This is a genomic window from Pseudomonas neuropathica, assembly GCF_051174785.1.
Lineage (GTDB): Bacteria > Pseudomonadota > Gammaproteobacteria > Pseudomonadales > Pseudomonadaceae > Aquipseudomonas > Aquipseudomonas neuropathica_A.
Genome location: NZ_CP195111.1, coordinates 1,399,173 through 1,420,414 on the forward strand (window position 1 = coordinate 1,399,173; position 21,242 = coordinate 1,420,414).

The 21,242-nt window shown below is 61.3% G+C and carries 9 protein-coding genes; 4 read left to right on the plus strand and 5 right to left on the minus strand.

Annotation, left to right across the window (positions count from 1 at the left end):
* Positions 1–60 precede the first annotated feature (60 nt).
* From dsbD to dsbG, 3 genes are read left to right on the plus strand one after another with little or no spacing between them, the layout of a single operon-like run.
* Positions 61–1,794 carry a protein-disulfide reductase DsbD gene (dsbD, locus tag ACRRSD_RS06340; protein WP_435037536.1) on the plus strand — a complete coding sequence of 578 codons (1,734 nt, stop codon included), beginning with the start codon at positions 61–63 and terminating at the stop codon, positions 1,792–1,794.
* On the plus strand, positions 1,794–2,675 hold the full coding sequence (locus ACRRSD_RS06345) for a prolipoprotein diacylglyceryl transferase family protein (RefSeq protein WP_435037537.1): 882 nt from the start codon (positions 1,794–1,796) through the stop codon (positions 2,673–2,675). The genes dsbD and ACRRSD_RS06345 overlap by 1 nt, the downstream gene beginning before the upstream one ends.
* Positions 2,651–3,421: a thiol:disulfide interchange protein DsbG gene (gene dsbG, locus ACRRSD_RS06350; protein WP_435037538.1), complete on the plus strand. Its 771-nt coding sequence runs from the start codon at positions 2,651–2,653 to the stop codon at positions 3,419–3,421. Before ACRRSD_RS06345 ends, dsbG begins: the two co-directional genes overlap by 25 nt.
* Positions 3,422–3,524: 103 nt before the next feature.
* Here the strand turns inward: dsbG and ACRRSD_RS06355 are convergent, their stop codons facing one another.
* Positions 3,525–4,340, minus strand: a complete 816-nt coding sequence (locus ACRRSD_RS06355) for an alpha/beta fold hydrolase (protein WP_435037539.1) — start codon at positions 4,338–4,340, stop codon at positions 3,525–3,527.
* 194 nt (positions 4,341–4,534) lie between these two features.
* The gene (locus tag ACRRSD_RS06360) at positions 4,535–17,533 is read right to left on the minus strand and encodes a non-ribosomal peptide synthetase (RefSeq protein ID WP_435037540.1); all 12,999 of its coding nucleotides are present in this window, start codon (positions 17,531–17,533) and stop codon (positions 4,535–4,537) included.
* A 371-nt stretch (positions 17,534–17,904) separates the two neighbouring features.
* Here ACRRSD_RS06360 and ACRRSD_RS06365 point away from each other — a divergent pair, with 371 nt between their 5' ends.
* Positions 17,905–18,459, plus strand: a complete 555-nt coding sequence (locus ACRRSD_RS06365) for an RNA polymerase factor sigma-70 (protein ID WP_016985448.1) — start codon at positions 17,905–17,907, stop codon at positions 18,457–18,459.
* 135 nt (positions 18,460–18,594) lie between these two features.
* Here ACRRSD_RS06365 and ACRRSD_RS06370 read toward each other — a convergent pair whose 3' ends face one another.
* The 3 genes from ACRRSD_RS06370 to ACRRSD_RS06380 form a co-directional block, all read right to left on the minus strand.
* The gene (locus ACRRSD_RS06370; protein ID WP_435037541.1) at positions 18,595–19,608 is read right to left on the minus strand and encodes a GNAT family N-acetyltransferase; all 1,014 of its coding nucleotides are present in this window, start codon (positions 19,606–19,608) and stop codon (positions 18,595–18,597) included.
* Positions 19,609–19,694: 86 nt separating this feature from the next.
* Positions 19,695–20,492: a substrate-binding periplasmic protein gene (locus tag ACRRSD_RS06375; RefSeq protein ID WP_435037542.1), complete on the minus strand. Its 798-nt coding sequence runs from the start codon at positions 20,490–20,492 to the stop codon at positions 19,695–19,697.
* Between the two features lie 92 nt (positions 20,493–20,584).
* Entirely contained in the window at positions 20,585–21,208 is a 624-nt protein-coding gene (locus tag ACRRSD_RS06380; protein ID WP_322844290.1) for a TetR/AcrR family transcriptional regulator, read from the minus strand.
* Positions 21,209–21,242 lie beyond the last annotated feature (34 nt).

A 21,242-nucleotide genomic window follows, 5' to 3' on the forward strand; every position in this document is an offset into this window, starting at 1 on the left:
TCATCGGTTAATCGCCGCCGCCCATTGTGCACCTCACTTGCACTGGGACAAGGCTCCTCCATGCGTCATTTTTTTCTTTTGTTTGCTCTGCTGATCTCCAGCCTGGCCCAGGCCGGGAACAATCCGTTTGATACCAAACCGGAGTTTCTACCGGTCGATAAGGCGTTTGTGCTCACCTCCGAACGTCTGGAATCCGGTGAAACCCAGTTGTTCTGGCAAATCACCGACGGCTATTACCTGTATCAGAAACGCCTGAAATTCGATGGACTGAGCGCACAGCAGCAGCCCGCGCTGCCTGAAGGCGAATCCCACAGCGACGAGTTTTTCGGTGAGCAACCGGTCTATCGCCAAGGGCTGGAAATTAAAATCCCGGCAACCGCCACCGGCCAGATCAAGGTCAGCTATCAGGGCTGTGCTGATGCGGGTCTGTGCTATCCGCCGCAAACCCGGGTCATTGACCTGGGAGGTAAAGCGGCAGTGGCCGCAAACGCTGAAGCGCCGGATCAGGCCTTGGCCAGCAGCCTGCAACAACGGGCGCTGGGCTGGAGCTTGCTGGTATTTTTCGGCCTCGGTCTGTTGCTGGCGTTCACGCCTTGCACATTGCCGATGCTGCCGATTCTGGCCGGCATGGTGGTCGGCAGTGGTGCCACCCCGCGTCGCGGTTTTGCGCTGGCCGGCAGCTATGTGATCTGCATGGCGCTGGTATATGCGGCGATGGGAGTGATTGCGGCGCTGCTCGGCGCGAACCTGCAAGCGTGGTTACAGAACCCATGGCTGCTCGGCACGTTTGCCGCGATCTTTGTGGTGCTGGCCTTGCCGATGTTCGGTTTCTTTGAACTGCAACTGCCGGTGGCCCTGCGTGATCGCCTGGAGCACGCCTCGCGCAGTCGCAGCGGTGGCAGCCTGATCGGCGCCGGGGTGCTCGGTGCCTTGTCCGGCCTGCTGGTCGGCCCGTGCATGACCGCGCCGCTGGCCGGTGCATTGTTGTATATCGCGCAGAGCGGCAATGCGCTGCACGGTGGCTTGATCCTGTTTTCGCTGGGCATCGGCATTGGTGTGCCGTTGCTGTTGCTGGTCACCGTGGGCAATCGCTTCCTGCCCAAACCTGGCGCCTGGATGAACCTGCTCAAAGGTGTGTTCGGCTTCCTTTTCCTTGCCACCGCGCTGTTGATGCTGCGCCCGGTACTGGACGCTTCGTTGTGGCTGGGCCTGTGCGGCGCACTGCTGTTGATCGCCGCGTTCTGCGCGTGGAAACAGTCCGAAGGTTTTGGCCGCGTTGCCCAGTTGTTCGGCGCAACCTCGCTGTTACTTGGGCTGTGGGGCAGTTTGCTGGTGATTGGTGCGGCGGGCGGCAGCGATGACCCGTATCAGCCGTTGCAGGTCTACAGTGCCGGCCGTGCGAGTACGGCGGCGCCATCGGCGCATGATGCGTTCACCACCATCAAGGAGCCGGCGGCGCTGCAACGCGAACTCGATGCCGCCAAGGCCCAGGGCCAGTGGGTGCTGCTCGATTACTACGCGGACTGGTGCGTGTCGTGCAAAGTCATGGAGAAACAGGTGTTCGGCAAGGACAAGGTCATGCAGGCGTTGAATGACGTGCGCCTGCTCAGGCTTGATGTCACCGCCGACAATGCCGCCAGCCGTGAACTGCTCAGCCGCTACAAAGTGCCGGGGCCACCGAGCTTCGTCTGGATCGGCACGGATGGCGAAGAACGCCGCAGCCAGCGCATCACCGGCGAAGTCGATGCCGAGACGTTCCTGCAACGCTGGGCTACCACCCGGGAAGCTAATTAATGCTGACTTTGACCCTCGGCACATTCGCCATCGCCCTCAACCACCTGCTGCTGATCAGTGCCCTGGCGCTGGCGACCTTTGTCGGCTGGCGGGTGGCCAAACGTGGCGGCGATAACCCCGAGTCGGCATTGTTCAGTCTGTTTCTGCTGGGCATGCTCGCGGCGCGGATTGCCTTCGTGGTGCTGTACTGGTCGCACTATCGCAATGACCCGTGGCAGATCATCGACTTGCGTGACGGCGGTTTCCTCGCCTGGCCGGGGGTGATCGTGTTGCTGCTCGCGGCGCTGTATCGCGGCTGGCGGCGTCCGGGCCTTCGGCGCCCGTTGGGTTTTGGCGTGGCCAGCGGCGTGGCGTTCTGGTTGTTGGCAACGTTGTCGTTGAACATCTATGAACAAGGCACCCGACTGCCGGACATCTCCCTGCGCAATGCGGCGGGGGAAACCATCCAGCTCAGCGACTATCAGGGCGGCCCGCTGGTGATCAATCTGTGGGCGACCTGGTGTCCACCGTGCCGGCGCGAGATGCCGGTGCTGGAAAACGCCCAGCAGCAACGACCCGACCTGACCTTCCTGTTCGTCAATCAGGCCGAAAGCATGCAAAGCGTGGCGACGTTTCTCGAAACTCAAGGCCTGAGCCTCAACAACGTGCTGTTCGACCGCAGCGGTCGGCTGGGTCAGGCCGTCGGTTCGATGGCCTTGCCGACTACGCTGTTCTATAGCCCTGACGGTCGCCTGCTGAGCAGCCACCTGGGCGAGTTATCCAACGCCAGCCTGGCGCGCGCGCTGGAAAACTTCGCCACCCCGAACCCGAATTCGAACCCGGCCACCGCACCGGCCACCTCTGCAAGGAAACTGCCATGCCCCGCCTCCGCCACCTGCTGACGCTGACTCTGGGCAGCGCCCTGCTGCACTTGCCGTCGGTACAGGCCGCTGAAGAATTGCCTGCGGCGATCAAGCAGATCGAAGCCAAAGGCGCGAAAATCGTCGGCCAGTTCGACGCCCCTGATGGCTTGCGCGGTTACGCGGCGCAGTATCAGAACCGTGGCATGGCGCTGTACCTGACTCCGGATGGCAAACACGTGTTGCTGGGTAATCTGTACGACGCTGACGGTAAAGACCTGAGCAGCGAACCCCTGCAAAAACTGGTCTACGCACCAATGGCCAAGGAAACCTGGGCCAAGTTCGAGGCGAGCAACTGGATTCAGGACGGCAACAAGGACGCACCGCGCACCGTGTACCTGTTCAGCGACCCGAACTGCCCTTACTGCAACATGTTCTGGGAACAGGCGCGGCCATGGGTCAAGGCCGGCAAGGTGCAACTGCGGCACATCATGGTCGGCATTATTCGTGAAGACAGCCCGGGCAAATCGGCGGCGTTGCTGGCCGCGAAGGATCCGGCCAAGGCGCTGGAAGATCACGAAAAGGCTGGCAAGGGCAGCTCGCTCAAAGCCTTGAAGGAGATTCCGGTGGCCGTGCAGAGCAAACTGGCGGCGAACATGCAGTTGATGGAAGACCTGGAGTTGCAGGCGACGCCGGCGATTTTCTATCTGGATGACAAGGGCGAGCTGCAACAGCAGCAAGGCGCGCCTTCGCCGGACAAGTTGGTGAAGATTCTCGGGCCTAAGTAATTTACGGTGCTTGGACTGGCCCCATCGCGAGCAGGCTCACTCCTACAGGGGAATGCATTCCAAATGTGGGAGCGAGCCTGCTCGCGAAGAACGGACACTTGGTCTAACGGTTGCGTTCGCCGAGGAAGGTCAACAACGCCTCGGTGACAAACTGCGGATTCTCCAGATTGGAGATATGCCCCGCCTCCGGCACCAGTACCCACGGGCAACCGATCAGCTCGGCCATTTCTTTAGCCTCTGACGGTGGTCGCGGCTTGTCCTGATCGCCGCACATTACCAGCGTGGTCGCCGCATTCAACTCACCCAGGCGTGGCAACAAATCATCCCGGCCAAACGTGATGCGCCCCATCGGTACGATGCTTTCGCGTAACCGATCGGACGAGTACGCCGCCAGTTTCGCGCGAAAATCCTGATACAGCGCCGACTGCGGATCGATGCCCGGGCGGAAGAAGATCGGTACGACGATATCCAGTAATTGCTCGGAGATTTCGCCGGTTTCTTCGATCTGTTTGAACAGCGAGAAGTAGTACTGACGGGTGGGTTCAGGTTCGACGCCAACGTAGGTGTCCATCAATACCAGACCGTTGATGCGCTGCGGTGCCGCCAATGCCAGGCGCACGCCCCACATGCCGCCGACCGACAGGCCAACCAGTGTGGCGCGGTCGATATCCAGATGATCGAGCAAGGCCTGCGCCTGTCGGGCAATGTCATCCAGAGACGTCGTGCCTTCAGGCAACCGCCCTGACTCACCGTGGCCCCACAGATCCAGCGCAATCACCCGATAATGCGGCGATAACGCGGTAATCTGCGGTGCCCACATGGCCTGATCCCACAGATAGCTGCCGGCCAGCAACACCGCCGGGCCTGTGCCTTGATCAATGTAATGCAGCGCTTGTCCGTCCACCGTGAAAAAAGGCATCGACCACCCCCGCGACAAAAAAAGAGAACCGGCAGACTGAGCTGCCGGTTGCTTGTCGTCAACCTTGGAAATGTACGCGTTTGTACCGTCGCCATTCGCGAGCAAGCTCGCCCCCACACTGGATTATTGGCGTTCACAAAATCCCTTGTGGGGGCGAGCTTGCTCGCGAAAGGGCCGGTACAGTCGCTAGAGAATCAAAGCCCCTCCAGCTCCGCCATCAGATCATTCAACCGATCGGCTTTCTCCTCAGTGATATCACTCGCCGCCAGTCCATCGATGTACTCGGCCAATTCCTCCACCGTGCTGCATTCGAACATGGCCCGCAGTGGCACATCACGTTGCAGGGTTTTCTGCACGCGCGAGGCGATCTGCGTGGCCAGCAATGAATGCCCGCCGAGCTCGAAGAAGTTGTCGCGTACACCGACCTGCTCGACCTTTAACACTTCCGCCCAAATGTCGGCGAGGGTCTGCTCAAGATCATTGCGCGGCGCCAGATAATCCTGACTCTGCAACTGACCGATCTCCAGCGCCGGCAAGGCTTTACGATCGAGTTTTCCGTTGGCATTCAGCGGCAGCTGATCGAGCCACAACCAGTGCAGCGGCACCATGTATTCCGGCAGTTCGGCGCGCAGGCGCTGCTTGATCCGCTCCAGACGTTCGCTCGGATTAAGTGCCGAATCGGCCGCAACCAGATAGCCGACCAAGTGCTTGCCATTGACGCCTTCCTGCACACCGACCGCGCCATCACGCACTTCCGGTTGTTCATGCAGACGCGCTTCAATTTCACCCAGTTCGATGCGGTAACCGCGAATCTTCACCTGATGATCGACCCGGCCCACGTACTCCAGCACGCCGTCACTGCGACGCCGCGCCAGATCCCCGGTGCGATACAGACGCTCGCCCGGCGCGCCGAACGGGTTCGGCACAAACACCGGCGCGGTGCGCAGCGGATCGCTGACATAACCGCGGCCAACGCCCGTCCCCGCCACGCACAACTCACCCACCGCGCCCAACGGCACCAGTTCCAGCGCACCATCGACCAAGTACAACAAGTTGTTGTCGGTTGGCGTGCCGATCGGCAAATAACTGCCGCGCGTCGACGCCAGGTCGACACGGAAGAACGCCACGTCATCCGAGCATTCCGCCGGGCCATAAGCATTGACCAGCCCGATGTCCGGGTAACGCAGCAGCCATTGGTGCGCCAGCTCCGGCGGCATCGCTTCACCAGTCGGCAACATCCAGCGCAGGCCATCCAGACTCAGGCGATCCGAAGCGAGCATGCCCTGAATCAACGAAGGCACACTCTCCAGCACGGTGATGCCCTGCGCCTGCACATGCACCAGCAACCCTTGCGGATCGTGGGCGATGGTGTTCGGCACGATGTCCACCCGCGCGCCGAACAACGGCGCGGCGAGGAACTGCCAGACCGAAATGTCGAAGCTTTGCGACGCGGTCTGGGCGATCACGTCGGCGTCGCTCAGTTGCAGATACGGCACCTTGCTCAACTGATTGTTGAGCATACCGCGCTGCTCGACCATTACGCCTTTCGGCAGGCCGGTCGAACCCGAGGTGTAGATCACGTAGGCGAGGTTGTCCGGGCCGCTGTAAATGTCGAGGTTCTGCGCCGAGGTTACCGCCGCTTGAATCTCTTCCCACACCAGCAAGCGCGGGCGATTGGCGCAGCTGAATTCATCCAGCAACGTCTGTGCCTGTTCAAAGCATGCTTTAGAGCAGACCAGCACCGGCGTGCGGCTCAATTCGATAATGCGTTGCAGACGCTGGCTCGGCAGACCCGGATCCAGCGGCAGATAACCCGCGCCAGCCTTGAAGCTGCCGATGATCATGCCGAGCAGATCGATATTTCGTTCTGCGAGCAATGCCACCGGTTGATCCATCTGCACCCCGGCCGCGACCAGTGCATGGCCGAGACGGTTGGCGTTGTGATTCAGTTCTTCATAACTCTGCTGCTGATCAAGACACGTGGCTGCAATACGCTGCGGATGCGCGGCAACCTGCGCTTCGAACAGCGCAACGTAGCTCTGCTCCATCGGATAGTCGTGGGCGCTCTGGTTGCAGCCGTGCAGCAGGAAGTCCTGTTCCTCGGCGCCCAGCAGCGGCAGATCGGCCATCTCGCCATGGAAGCCATCGACCAGCGCCAACAGCAGACGCTTGAACTCGCCGAGCATGCGCTCGATGGTCGATTCGTCGAAGTAACGCTGGTCATACGACAGGTGCAGACCGAGATCATCGCCGGGGTAGCACACCGCCGTCAGCGGGAAGTTGGTGTGGGTCCGGCCAGAGTCCGAGGTCGCATTCAAGCTCTGCGCTCGATCAAGTACCGAGACTTCAACCGGGGCGTTTTCGAAGACGAACAGGCTGTCGAACAGCGGCTGGCCTTTCGGCAGTTCGCTTTGTTCCTGGATGTTCACCAGCGGCAGGTATTCGTACTCGCGCAGTTGCATGTTGCTGTCGAGCAAAGCGCTGAGCCACTGACGCACGCTGCTGCGCTGATCATCCTCGGGCATTTTCACCCGCAACGCGATGCTGTTGATGAACAGGCCGACGGTGCGCTGCATTTCCGGCATTTCCACCGGGCGCCCGGCCACGGTGACACCGAAGAGCACGTCACGATCGCCGCTCATACGCCGCAGCACCAAGGCCCACGCTGCTTGAGCGAAGGTGTTGATGGTCAGTTGATGCGCCTGCGCCAGTTCCCGCAGACGTGCACCGTCCTCGACATTGAGGCGGGTGTAGCGGTCGCCGACGACCATGCCGCCGCTTTCACCGGCGTGTTCACGCAGGAACGGACGATCGCTCGGGATCGGTGTAGTGCGCTCGAATCCTTGCAGGTTCTGCTGCCACCACTGCCGCGCTTCGGCCAGGCTCTGACGTTGCAGCCAGCCAATGTAATCGCGATAACGCGGTGGCACGGCGAGTTGCGCTTCACGACCCTCACCCAGCGCGGTGTAAATCTCGAAGAAGTCGTTCATCAGCAACGAGCGGCACCAGGCATCGATAAGGATGTGGTGGTTGCTCATCATGAACCAGTAACGCGCTGCGCCGACCTTGATCAGACGCAGGTGGAACGGCGCCTGATTGAGCAGATCGAACCCGGCCTCGCGCTCGTTTTTCAGCAGCGCTTGCAGCTGCGGCTCCTGCTCGGTTTCGGCGATGGCGCTCCAGTCCAGATACTCGATCGGCGTGCGACCCGGGGTGTGGATCACTTGCAGCATGTCTTCGCCGACGTTCCAGCAGAACGACGCGCGCAGTGCTTCGTGACGGGCGACCACTGCTTGCCAAGCCTGGGCGAAACGCTCAGGGTCGAGTTCGCTGTTGATGCGGTAGCGATCCTGCATGTAGTACAGACCGGTGCCCGGTTCGAGCAAAGTGTGCAGCAACATGCCTTCCTGCATCGGCGTCAGCGGATAGACGTCTTCAATGTGCGCGGCCGGCACCGGCAAGGCATCCAGTTGCGCCTGAGTCAGCCTGGCCAACGGGAAGTCCGACGGCGTCAGGCCACCGGCCTCGTCTTGCAGGCAATGGGCGATCAGGCTTTGCAGCTCGCCGAGGTAGGCATCGGCCAGATCGTTGATGGTTTGCGCCTCATAACGCTCGCCGCTGAAAGTCCAGCGCAATAGCAATTCACCGCCGTAGACCTGACTGTCGATGCTCAGTTCGTTCGGCAATGGCGCCTGCGGATCGTGGGCGGCACCGACCGCTTCATCCAGCGGACGGAACAGCGCATCGCTGCCGAAGCTCTGGTCGAACTGACCGAGGTAGTTGAACGTGACCGGCGCATGCGGCAGCGCGGCCATGCTGCGCTGGCTGAGGTCATCGGCGAGATAACGCAGCACGCCATAACCCAGACCTTTGTGCGGCACGGCGCGCAGCTGCTCTTTGATTGCCTTGATCGAAGCGCCCTGCCCGGCAGCCTCTTCGATGTTGTGCGGGGTCAGGCGCAGCGGGTAAGCACTGGTGAACCAGCCGACGGTGCGGGTCAGGTCGATCTCGTCGAACAGGGTTTCGCGGCCGTGACCCTCCAGTTGAATCAGTGCCGACGGCTGACCGCTCCAGCGGCACAGCACGCGCGCCAGTGCGGTCAGCAGCAAGTCGTTGACTTGCGTGCGGTATGCGGCTGGCGCCTGTTGCAGCAGTTGTTTGGTGCGCTCGGCATCGAGGCGCACGCTGACGGTTTGCGCATGGCAATTCTGCTGGCCACCCTGCGGGTTTTCGCACGGCAAATCGGCGTTCTGACCGGCCAGTTGCGTCTGCCACCAGTTGAGTTCCTCGCGCAGCGATTCGCTGCCGGCGTAGGCCTGCAAGCGCGCCGCCCAATCCTTGAAGGCGCTGGTTTTCGCCGGCAGTTTCACCGCTTGGTCGGCGTCGAGTTGGCGATAGACCGTTTGCACATCATCGAGCAAGACACGCCACGACACGCCGTCGACCACCAAGTGATGGATCGCGATAAACAGGCGTTGTTGACCTTGCGGGCCATCGACCAGCACGGCACGCATTAACGGGCCTTGCGCAAGATCGAGGCTGCGTTGGGCGTCGGCGAACAGCACTTCGCACTGGTTCATCGAGGTCACGCGCACTTGCCACAGCACGGCGGTATCGGACACCGCTTGGTGCGTGGCTTGCCACTCGCCGTTGGCCTCGGTAAAGCGCAGACGCAGGGCATCGTGCTGCTCGATCACCGCCAACAACGCCTGCTCCAGACGATGCGCATCGAGAGTCGCGGTGGGTTCCAGCAACAGCGCCTGGTTCCAGTGCTGACGCTCAGGGATTTCAGTGTCGAAGAACCAGTGCTGAATCGGCGTCAGGCGCGATTCACCGGCCACCAGACCCTGCTCGGCCGTGACCTGTTCAGTGCGGCTGGCCACAGCGGCCAAAGTCTGCACAGTTTGATGCTGGAACAGATCACGCGGGCTGAAATGAATGCCTTGCTGCCGTGCGCGACTGACCACTTGAATCGACAGAATCGAGTCGCCGCCCAGTTCAAAGAAGTTGTCGTTGAGGCCGACCTGTTCGACGTTGAGCACTTCGCACCAGATCTGCGCCAGGGTCTGCTCGAGCTCGTTGCTCGGCGCAATGTAGTCCTGACGATTGAGTTCCGGATCTGGCGCCGGCAAAGCGCGGCGGTCGAGTTTGCCGTTGGCAGTCAGCGGCATGCTCGCCAGCAGTATCAGGTGGGTCGGCACCATGTAATCCGGCAATTGTGCCTTGAGGTGCGCCTTGAGCGCGTCGCGCAGTTCAGCCTGTCTGGCTTCGCTTTGCTCGGCGACTTCAGTCACCAGATAGCCGACCAGTTGTTTGCCGCTTGGCGCATCGAGGGCGAGCACCACGGCTTCGCGGATCGAATCGTGATCGAGCAGACGGGTTTCGATTTCGCCCAGTTCGATACGGAAACCACGGATCTTCACCTGATGGTCGATCCGGCCCAGGTATTCCACCAAACCATCGGTGCGCTGGCGCACCAGGTCGCCGGTGCGATACATGCGCCCGCCGTCAGTGGCAAACGGGTCAGCGACAAAACGTTCGGCGGTAATGCCCGGGCGATCGTGATAAGCCTGGGCCAGACCGGCGCCACCGACGAACAATTCACCGGTCGCGCCTTGCGGCACCAGCGCCAGATCGGCGTCGAGAATGTACGCCACGCGCGCACCGATCACGCTGCCGATCGGCACACTGCCAGCGCCCTCTTCCAGCACCTCCGGCGCCAGACTGGCCAGTGGCATGACCACGGTTTCGGTCGGGCCATAGGCGTTGAAGAACGTCGCCGGTTTGAACGCCGCGCGAATCCGTTGCAGGTGTTCACCGGTCAACGCTTCGCCACCGGTGATGATCATCCGCACCGGGAGGATTTCGTTTTGCGTGGACAGGAACTGCGCCAACTGGCTGCCGTAGCTCGGGGTAAAACCGAGCACGTTGATCTGATGAGTACGGATCAAGCCGCAGATTTCTTCCGCGTCCCACTGACCTTGCGCACGCAACACCACTTGCGCGCCGCTGAGCAACGGCACCAGCAGACGCTCAGTCGCGGCATCGAAGTTGATCGAATAGAAGTGCAGTTCGCAGTCGTCCGGGCGCATGCCGAAACGCTCGATCACCGCCTGGCAGTGCATGGCGATTTCGCCGTGGGAAACCACTACGCCTTTCGGCTTGCCGGTCGAGCCCGAGGTGTAAATCAGGTAGGCCTGATGCTGCGGCAGGCTGATAAATGGCAGCTCGGTAGCTGGATAATCAGCGAGTGCTGCGCTGTCTTCTTCGAGGCACCAGCGCGCCACGCTCGGCGGCAGATCGCCGAGGGCTGTGAACATCGCGCGATCGCTGAGCAGCAGACCAATGCGGCTGTCTTCGATCATGTAGTGCAGACGGTCGAGCGGGTATTCCGGGTCGAGCGGCACGTACGCGCCGCCAGCCTTGAGAATCGCCAGCAGGCCGATGACCATTTCCAGCGAACGCTCCAGCGCCAGACCAACGCGCACTTGCGGGCCGACACCACGCTCTCGCAAGGCCCAGGCCAGACGATTGGCGCGGGCATCGAGTTCGGCGTAGCTCAGGGTCTGCCCGGCGAAGGTCAGTGCCGGCGCGTCTTTGCGTGCCAGCGCCTGCTCGGCGAACAGGTGATGAATGCACTGGTCGAGACGATGCTCACCCGGCTCGATGCCGAGGTTGTCGAGCAAGTGCTGTTGCTCCGGCGCATCCAACAGCGGCAGTTCACTTAGACGCTTTTGCGGATCAGCGATCAACGCCTCGAGCAGATTGCGCCAATGTTTGGCCATGCGCGCGATGGTCGGTTCGTCGAACAAATCGGTGCTGTAAGTCAGGCAGCAACCGAGGCGATGGTCGAGGTCGGTGACTTCCAGGTTGAGGTCGAACTTGGTCGCCCGCGCATCGTTGGCCAAGTACTCGACGGTCATGCCGGCGAGCATGCGGCTCTGCTGGAATTCCCAGCGCTGCACGTTGCACATCACCTGGAACAACGGGTTGTACGCGGCGCTGCGCGGCGGCTGCAACGCTTCAACCAGATGATCGAATGGCAGGTCCTGATGGGACTGGCCTTCGATCACGGTGTGGCGCACCTGCTCGAACAGTTCGCCGACCGACATCATGCCGTCGAGCTGGCAACGCAGCACTTGCGTATTGAGGAACGCCCCGATCAGCCCTTCGCTTTCCGGGCGAATGCGATTGGCCACTGGCGCGCCGATGCGCAGGTCGGTCTGGCCGCTGTAGCGGTAAAGCAGTGTGGCGAGTGCGGCGGTCATCGTCATGAACAAGGTCAGACCGTTTTGCGCGTTGAACGCACGAACCCGCGCGGCAAGATCGTCGCTCAGATCGAAACGGAACAGTTCGCCCTGATGACTTTGCACCGGCGGACGCGGACGGTCGCCGGGCAATTCCAGCAGCGGATGCTCACGGCCCAGTTGTGCAGTCCAGTAGTCGAGCTGACGCTGACGCTCGCCGGACTCCAGCCAGTTGCGCTGCCAGACGCTGTAGTCGAGGTACTGCACCGGCAGCGCCTCCAGCGGCGAATCGCGGTCATCGACAAACGCTTCGTATAGCGCGCTGAGTTCGCGGGCGAAGATGTCCATCGCCCAGCCTTCGGTGACGATGTGATGCAGAGTCAGGACAAAGTAATGCTCCTGCTCGGCGGTCTTCACCAGGCAGGCGCGCAGCAGCGGGCCTGTTTCCAGGTCGAACGGCAGATGCGCTTCTTCATCGGCCAGTTGCTGAACCTTTTGCTCGCGCACATCGGCGGCGAGTCTGGAGAAATCCTTCCAGCCCATGCGCACGCCCGTCTCGGCGTGTACCTGTTGACGGGCAACACCATCAACGCTCGGGAACGTGGTGCGCAGGGTTTCGTGGCGCAGGATCAGCGCTTGCAGTGCGGCCTCGAAACGCTCGACATGCAACACACCACGCAAGCGCGCCATGCCGCCGACGTTGTACGCCGGGCTGTCCGGCTCCATCTGCCAGAGGAACCACATGCGCTGTTGCGAGTAGGACAACGGCACCGGTTTGCTGCGATCAACCTTGTCGATTGGCGGCTGTTTGTTGGTCCGGCCGCTGGCCTGGATCAGGCGGATCTGCTCGGCGAAATCGCCGAGTTCGCTGTGTTCGAACAAGGCGCGCAACGGCAGTTCGACGTCGCAGGCTTGACGGCTGCGCGAGATGATTTGCGTGGCCAGCAGCGAGTGACCGCCGAGGGCGAAGAAGTCGTCGCGCAGGCCAACTTGCGCCAGACCGAGGACTTCGCGCCAGATCGCTGCGATTTGCTGTTCCAGCTCGGTCACCGGTTCGACGTGCTCGCGCACTTGCCATTGCGGTTCCGGCAAGGCGCGGCGGTCGAGTTTGCCGCTTGGGCTTAGCGGCATTGCATCCAGACGCATCAGTTGCGCCGGGACCATGTATTCCGGCAGCTCGGCGGCCAGCGCGGCTTTCAGACGGGTGATTTGTTCGTCTGCAACTTCGCTCGCATCGGTCGCGGTGAAGTAACCGATCAGCTGCGCGCCGGCAGCGGTTTCGCGCACCAGCACCACGGCTTGGGCGACGCCGTCCTGGGCGAGCAGACGCGCTTCGATTTCTTCCGGTTCGACACGGAAGCCACGCAGCTTGACCTGCTGATCGAGACGGCCGAGGTATTCGATCACGCCATCGGAGGTCCAGCGCGCACGGTCGCCAGTGCGGTACAGACGGGCGCCCTGCTCGCCCAGCGGATCGACGACAAAACGCTCTGCGGTCAACGATGGACGGCCGAGGTAGCCGCGAGCCAGACCGATGCCGCTGATGCACAGTTCACCCGGCACACCGGCCGGCACTGGATTGAGATCGGCATCGAGCACACGGCAAATCACATTGCCCAGCGGACGGCCAATCGGCGAGCGCTCGCCATCGGCGGTGGTGCAATGCCAGTGGGTAACGTTGATCGCGGTTTCAGTCGGGCCGTAACGGTTGTGCAATTGCACCGCCGGTAGTTGCGCCAACACGCGATTGCGCAATTCGGCAGGCAGGGCTTCACCGCCGGAGAATACTCGGCGCAGGCTGGTGCATTCGGCGCTCAGCGGTTCATCAATGAACAGCGAGAGCAGCGGCGGCACAAAGTGCAGCGTGGTCACACCATGTTCTTGAACCAGTTGCGCGATGCGCTGCGGATCGCGGTGTTCGCCGGGGCCGGCAATCAGCAGACGCGCGCCAGTGATCAGCGGCCAGAAGCATTCCCACACCGACACGTCGAAACTGATCGGTGCCTTTTGCATCAGCACGTCGGTTTCATTGAGCGCGTAAGCGTTCTGCATCCATTGCAGACGTTCGGCCAGTGCCCCATGAGTATTGCCGACGCCTTTCGGCTGGCCGGTGGAACCCGAGGTGTAAATCACATAGGCGAGGTTGTCGCCGTGCAGGTGCAGACCCGGTGCCTGGCTCGGCCAGTTTTCCAGGTGCAACGCGTCCATGGCGATCACGCTGACGCCATCGCTGGCCGGCAAACGCTCGAGCAATTCAGTCTGGGTCAGGAGCAATTCGACGCCGCTGTCACTGAGCATATAAGCCAGACGATCCGCCGGGTAATCCGGGTCCAGCGGTACATAGGCGCCGCCGGCCTTGATGATCGCCAACAGGCCAATCAGCAGTTGGGGCGAACGCTCGGCGGCGATGGCCACGCAGACATCCGGGCCAACGCCTTTGTCGCGCAGGTAGTGCGCGAGACGATTGGATTGGCTGTTCAATCCGGCGAAATCGAGGCTGCCGCCGTCCCATACCAGCGCGGTGCGCTCAGGGGTCAGGCGCGCCTGTTCGTTGAGCAGTTCCGGCAGCCATTGTTGCGCCGGGGTGCACGGTGCGACGCCCCAGTTTTTTTGCTGATCGTGTTCGCCGCCGGTGAGCAATTGCAGATCGCCGATGGCTTGCTCCGGACGTTCGCAGACGTCGCGCAACAGGTTGCTGAAATGCTCGGCCAGACGCTCGATGGTCGTGGCGTCGAACAGTTCGCTGGCGTAGTCGAACGACAGCGTCAGGCGCCCGTTGCGGTCTTCTTCGCTGTGCAGTTGCAGGTCGAACTTGGCTTCGCGGCTGTGCCACGGCAGTTCTTCGGCAAGCAGACCCGGCAAGCGCTTGAGCGCACTCAGATCGCGTTGCTGGTGGTTGAACATGACCTGGAACAAACCTTGTTCACGGGCTTGCGGGAAGGCTTCGAGGAGTTGTTCGAACGGCAGATCCTGATGCGCCTGGGCACCGAGTGCGGCTTGGCGGGTCTGGGCCAGCAGTTCAATAAACGACAGGCGCGAATCGATCTCTGCACGCAGTACTTGGGTGTTGATGAAGAAGCCGATCAGGCCTTGGGTTTCCAGGCGTGGACGGTTGGCGTTCGGTACGCCGATGCGGATATCGCGCTGACCGCTGTAGCGATGCAGCAGGCTCTGCAATGCCGAAAGCAACAGCATGAACGGCGTCGATTGGTGAGCCTGCGCCGTGTGGCGGATCGCATCGCTGAGGCTAGCGCCCAGACGCACAGTGTGGCGTGCTGCGCTGTGAATTTTTTGAGCCGAACGCGGATGATCGGTGGCCAATTCCAGCACTGGATGCTCGTCGCCCAACTGCGTTTTCCAGTAGGCCAGTTGTCGCTCGCCCTCGCCTTGCGCCAGCCATTGGCGCTGCCAGCTGCCGTAGTCGGCGTACTGGGTTGGCAGTGGTGCAAGGCTGGCCGTCGCGCCTTGCGAAGCGGCGGCGTACAGGCGTGAGAATTCGTCGATCAATACGTTCAGCGACCAGCCGTCGGCAATGATGTGGTGCATCGTCACCAGCAGTTGGTGATCTTCGTCATCGAGGCGCACCAGCGTCACCCACAGCAGCGGGCCTTTTTCCAGGTCGAACCGGGTGCGCGCTTCGTCTTCGCGGATTTGCTGGGCGCGGGCTTCGCGCTCAGGCGCCGGCAAGTCGCTGATGTCGATCAGTTGCAGATTGAATTCGGCGGCAGGATCGACTTGCTGCAGGGCCACGCCATCACGTTCGAAGAAACGCGTGCGCAGGGATTGGTGGCGCTCGATCAGTCGCTGGAAGCTGGTGCGCAAGGCGTCTTCATCGAGTTCGCCGCGCAAACGCAGAGCGCCGGGAATGTTGTAGGCGCTGCTGTGCGGGTCGAGTTGCCAGGTGATCCACAGACGATTTTGTGCCAGCGACTGCGGCATCGGCTCGGAGCGCGACAATGCGGTGATTTCACCTTGGGCGCTGCCGCCGTCCTGCTGCTGTTGCGCAACGGCAGCGGCGAACGCGGACAGCGTCGGGGCTTCGAACAGCAGGCGCAGATTCAGCTCGAGAGCGAGTTCTTCGCGAACGCGGGCGATGACTTGCGTAGCGGCGATCGAGTTGCCGCCGAGCAGGAAGAAATGATCGTCGGCGTTGACCTGTTTGACGTTGAGTTGCTCGGCCCAGATCTTGCCGATCAAGGCTTCGAGTTCCGAAACACTGGTGGTTGCTTCCAGGCTTTCGGACGTTGTCGACGGGAACACCGCGTAGCTGTCGAGGCTGCCATCGGCCAGACGATTGCGGCACGCCGAGCGCTGCAACTTTCCGCTGGAGGTTTTCGGCAGCGCGCCCGGGTTGAGCAACACCACCACGCTCGGCGCTTCCTGACAAGCCTCGGCCACCGCTTGACGAATGGCTTTGATCAGCGCTTCCGGCGGCAGGATTTTCTGCACGCTGCGGCTGATTTCCGCGGCGATGCCGATGCCCTCTTCGCCGCCCTGACTGACCGCGAATGCAGCAACGCGGCCCTTGCGCACCACTTCCACTTCGTTCTCGACGGTCTTCTCGATGTCCTGCGGATAGAGGTTGTGACCGCGCACGATGAGCATGTCTTTCAGGCGACCGGTGATGAACAGTTCACCGTCGCGCGTGAAGCCCAAATCACCGGTGCGCAACCAGGTGCGGCCGGCGTGCTGGACGAAGGTCTTGGCGCTGGCCTCAGAGTTGCGCCAGTAACCGAGGGCGATGCTCGGGCCGGTGGCCCAGACTTCTCCGACAACGTTATCGGCGAGTTCTTCCAGTGAATTGGGTTCGACGATCAGCACCGCATGCTCGGGTTGGCTGATGCCGCAACTCATGATCGGGCTGCCCTCGCCCGGTTCGGCGCGGTTTTGTGCCAGCGCCTGATCATCCACGCGCAATGCCGGAATGCCGGTGCCACGCGGAGTGCCAGCAACGAACAGCGTCGCCTCGGCCAGACCGTAGGAGGCCATGAAATTGTCTGCGCTGAAACCGCATGCGGTGAACTTCTCGGCGAAGCGCTCAAGGGTGTCGAGACGGATCGGCTCGGAACCGGAATACGCCACGCGCCAACGGCTCAGATCGAGACGCTCCAGCGCTGACTCACTGACCCGCTCGCTGCACAAACGATAGGCGAAGTCTGGCCCGCCGCTGATAGTGCCGCCGTATTGGCTGATCGCTTCCAGCCAGCGCAGAGGTCGACCGAGGAAGTACGCCGGCGACATCAGAATGCACGGCACGCCACTGAATATCGGCTGCAGCAGACCGCCGATCAGGCCCATGTCGTGATACAGCGGTAGCCAGCTGACGATCACATCGTCCGGGTTTACATCGATGCCGAAACCGTGACGGATCAACAGTTCGTTCGCGACCAGATTGCCGTGACTGACCTGCACACCCTTGGGCAGCGCGGTGGAGCCGGAGGTGTATTGCAGGAAAGCGATGTGATCTTGCGGCAGGCTCGGTTCGACCCAGTTTTCGGCTTGAGCGCTGTCGAGCGTGTCGACGCACAACAGCGGCGGCGCACCTTCGATCTGTTGCAAGGCGTCGCCCAGGTCGGCACTGGTCAGCAGCAGGCGCGGCTCGGCATCGGCGATGATCGACAGCAGGCGCTCCTGGTGATGACGGCGCGCCGATTCCGGCGGATAGGCCGGCACTGCAATCACGCCCGCGTACAGGCAACCAAAGAACGCGGCAACGTAATCCGGGCCACTGGGAAACAGCAGCACCGCGCGATCGCCGAATTCCGCTTGGGCCTGCAACGCCGCCGCTATCGTGCGCGCACGCTCATCCAGTTCGCGGTAACTGAGCACCACACCCTGCTCCTCGGTTTCAGCGAGAAAACGCAAAGCCAGTCGATCCGGCGTCAGGGCCGCGCGGCGCTGGAGGGCTTGGACCAGGGTGCTGGGGAGTTCGAACGCGTCGGTCATGAGGTTTCCTGCCTGAATTCGGCTTGCTAATGGAATCGGGTTACTGCGTCACACCCCTCGAAGGGCATGCAGGGCGCGGTCTGTGCCGACCGCGCAAGGCATCGGAATGCTGTCTGGCCGGGGATGTGCACCCGGAACCATTCACCAATGAGAACGGATGACGTCTTGAAATAATTAGTCGGCAGGCTGGATCGCCAATGGGGCTGGGGTGTGGCGGCGTGTCGCAGTTCTCAGAATGCACTGTTGTGGATCATTAGTTCTCTTTCTCAATTGACAATCATTATCATTCAACATAATTTGTCGCTCGATGTGTAGGACGGCCCCGTCCCCCCAGGCGTCCCACTAACCTATTTGGCAGCAAGGTGATTTCCATGACGGAACAAGTATCCACAAGCAGGTGCGATTCACCGCTACTTCAGGCATTCGTCGACAATCGACTGATTCTGGTCAAGATTGCAGCCCGTATTACCGGCTGCCGGTCACGTGCCGAAGATGTGGTGCAGGATGCGTTTTTCCGCCTGCAATCGGCGCCACCGATCACGTCGTCGATCAAGGCTCAACTGAGCTATCTGTTCCAGATCGTGCGCAACCTCGCCATCGATCATTACCGCAAACAGGCGCTTGAGCAAAAGTACTCCGGCCCTGAAGAGGAAGGGCTGAATGTGGTCATTCAGGGTGCTTCGCCGGAAACCTCGCACATCAACTTCTCGACCCTGGAAAACATCGCCGATGCGCTGACCGAGCTGCCCAGCCGCACTCGCTATGCGTTCGAGATGTACCGCCTGCACGGCGTGCCGCAAAAGGACATCGCCAAGGAACTCGGCGTTTCGCCGACCCTGGTCAACTTCATGATTCGTGATGCGCTGGTGCACTGCCGCAAGGTCTCGGGCAGTCGTCGGGATGCGGTGATTGCCGGTCGTCGTTAAGATCTGAATTCGACGTCAAGCCATTCGCGAGCAGGCTCGCTCCCACACTGTTTCTGCGCACAGAGATCAAATGTGGGAGCGAGCCTGCTCGCGAAGGCGGACTTGAGACCGCAATGAATCTCAAGCCCGACTGCCTCAGGCCAATTTGCACCGATCAAAAAACCGCTCACGCCCCAGCATCATCAGCGCCGCGCGTTTGTGCGGGAAATCGAATTCCTTCTCGCAGTGGAAGCACTGATTCTGCATATGGCCGATCATCTTCGCGTTGTCGGCGCGCGGTTCGGCGACCACGCGTTGCGTACGCGGATCATCCAGAAACAGATAATGCACCAGCGCCGATAACCAGCTCGCCACCTTGTGCGGGCCGCGATGATCTTCCTCACCCACGAGCATGTGAATGCCGCGATCGTAATTGTCGGCGTCGTAGAACGGCGCGATGCGATCTTCCTTGGCCCAGTAGGCTTCGAAATAGGCAAACGGCTGATCATCGAAACAACCAATCAACGTCAGCGTGTGCGGATCGGCATCGAGGTTGCTCAGGTATTCGCGGTGCTTCTCGAGACTGCCCTCTTCCTGCCAGAAACTGGCAACGCGCGGGCTGTTCTGCCAGCGGTTGAAGCGCGGCAGGTCTTCTTCGATCTCGACCGTGCGCAGGGAAATCCACGCACCAAGACGCGCATCGAAACGCCGATACACTTCACCGCGCGGCTTCACCGGGCGCAGCGGATGACGCTTGCCCTGGCTGATGACCATTTGCTGCGGATAGCTGCCGGTCAGCGAAGTGCCGAGCCACGGTTGCGGCAACTGCCAGAACAGCGTGCGCTCGCAGCGATATTCGCCAGCCACTTCGGTGCTCACCAGCAAGCCAGTGAGCAGAGCTTCGGTCGGTGGCTGATCCAGTTGCCAGGTCAATTGCTGGCACCCCGGATCGCGGGCGAACAGCCAATAACAGGCTGCCCACAACGCCTGCCCAGGCGGCAGCGCAAAACGTTCATCGATCTGGATCGGTCCCTTCACCTCCCGATCAAGGCGCAAGCGGATCAGCGGTTGCCCGTCCAGGCTCAGGCTCAGACGGCTTTCAGTTGCATCAGCGATCAGTTGACTGCCCGAAGGCAAGGCCAGGGCAGTCAGGTCATTCAGATTGGACATGGGTCGGGCTCACGATAATCGTCGACAGTTCAACGATGTGACGTGAGCCGAAAGGGGAAATTTAGGCTTTGCGGAAAATCAGTGCCTCAGCGATGAGGTATCGGCACCACCGCAATCTTGTATGGATCGAAAATTTTCAGCATCTCGCCATTGTCGCGCAACCCTTGCAGCAGTTTGCCAAACGCCTCGCCAGTGATAGGTGCGGTCGGGCGCAGGATCGCGTAATGGTGATAAACCTGATCGATACGTTGCGACACCAGCAACTCGTTGCGCACCTTCTCGTTGCGCAGCAGGTAATCGCTGAGGTAGGAGCGGGTCACCAAGGCAATATCCGCACGCGAGCGCAGCACCATCAGCAGGTTACTGTCGTGGGAATAGGTCAGCGTGGCGTTGAAATTCTGCGCGAGGAATTTTGGGTCGGCGTTGAAGTTAGCGAATTCGTAGTGATAACCGCTAAACAACGCCAGTCGCTTGCCAGTGAGGTCGGCAAAATAGTTCTGCTGACGACCGTCTTCGCGTTGCGCGACGAAAATCTCTGCATCCTCAAGGCCCATGTCGACATCCGTGTGGGGAATTTCCTTCCAGCCCCAATCGGGATTCTCGAAAATCGCCATGTCGATCCGGCCCTGCTTGAAATCCCCGAAACGCCGGGGAATCGAGGTCGGCACCAGGACGAACTGATAGTCGCTCTGCAGGCGATTGAGAGCCTCGACCAATTGCGGCAAGAGGCCTGTATCGGCACCGTTTTCCGGACGAATGGTGTAGGGCGGAAAATGCGCCGCGCCGACCCGAACCAATTGCGCTGCCTGAGCGGGCAATACCCAAAATGCAGCCAGCGCTGCGAGCATCAACCCCGCGGCCGTCCGAATTGGCAAAGACTTCAAAACACCCCACTCCCCGAAAAAATACCGATCAATGCATTCAAGCTAGGCGGTTTCGCCCAGTTAGCCAGTTTCCCGGCCGGATAGAAAGTGCTTCAACGCTCTTCGAGGACCAGAATCAACGCCTCATCGGCCAGTTGATCAAGGCTCAAACTGCCGCCAGCACGGAACCAGGTGGTCGTCCATGACAGTGCGCCGGTGAGGAAACGTCGGGTAATAAATACATCGCCACGTATAAACCCGGCGTCCTTGGCTTCACCCAGCACTTGCAGCCAGATCTCTTCGTAAACATCGCGCAGCGCCAGCACTTTGGCCTGGCCCTCTTCGGACAGCGAGCGCCATTCGTAGACCAGCACCGCCATGGCTTCACCGCTGCCGCCCATGATCGACTGCAATTCGCAGCGGATCAGCGCCAGCACGCGCTCGCGCACATCAGCCGCATCGGCGAGCGCTGCACGCATCAACGCAGTGTTGTAGCGGATGGTTTCTTCCATCACCGCGCGGAGGATTTCATCCTTGCTTTTGAAGTGATGAAAAATGCTTCCCGACTGAATACCGACGGCGCCGGCCAGATCGCGCACGGTGGTGCGTTCGTAGCCTTTGTTGCGAAACAGGTGAGCGGCCACTTGCAGCAATTTGCCACGGGCGCTATCGGGGTCGGTCAACTGACCCTCGTCGACCAAATCGCGCATGACCCTCAGGGCTTTTTGCTCGTCCACCCGTTCTCTCCTACAGTCGATCAGTCTGTTGCCC